We start from the raw sequence: 674 nt of genomic DNA, 5'->3' as shown, positions 1-674 counted from the left end.
TTTGTCTTTGTGCTGACCCCTGAACGACTGCCCATTCTCGAGACGCAACGCGCCGTTGCCTCCCTGACAGAAAATGACATCCCGGTGGCGGGCGCCGTGGTTAACCGGGTGCTGCCGGATGCCACAGACAGCGCGTTTTTCGCAGCCCGCCATGCACGCCAGCAACGGCACATGGATGAGCTGGCACACGCTTTGGGCGCGCTACCTCGCAAGGACTTGCCACTGCAGGAAGATGACATTCAGGGACTGGAGGCAATCCGGACATTTGCAGGATTGCTCGGCAATGGGGATCACTGAGCTTCAACCACAAGCGTATTGCTTGCGTGTTGCGTGAACCGTGTCGCGGCCGCAGAGCGGCACAAAAAAAGCCCGCACTCATCAAGTGCGGGCTTTTTATTTGGCGGAGGGGGTGGGATTTGAACCCACGGACGGTCTCCCGTCGCCGGTTTTCAAGACCGGTGCATTCGGCCACTCTGCCACCCCTCCAAGGTGGCAGCAATAATACATGAGCAATAAGACCAGTCAACGTCGAAGCCACAATACCGTGCACGACTGGTTGAGTTTTGATCGCCGAGCGGACCCGTTCAGCTCAATCGGAATAACGACGAAAGATGCGCTGCTTGGCGCGCTCGTATTGCGCCTGGTTGATAGCCCCTTCCTGCATCAGCCGGCGG

General features: G+C 58.5%; 1 protein-coding gene and 1 tRNA gene. One reads left to right on the top strand and one right to left on the bottom strand.

The features are described 5' to 3' along the window. Window positions 1-297 (top strand): ArsA-related P-loop ATPase (locus A3730_RS05040; RefSeq protein WP_304439464.1); only part of this gene is annotated, 297 nt, incomplete at its 5' end. A gap of 101 nt (window positions 298-398) precedes the next feature. On the opposite strand, the gene A3730_RS05035 is transcribed toward A3730_RS05040, so the two are convergent. Continuing rightward, a tRNA-Ser gene (locus A3730_RS05035) sits at window positions 399-486 on the bottom strand. Window positions 487-674: the final 188 nt, after the last annotated feature.

It is taken from the genome of Alcanivorax sp. HI0044 (assembly GCF_001634945.1).
This window is presented reverse-complemented; position numbering and strand designations above follow the sequence as displayed.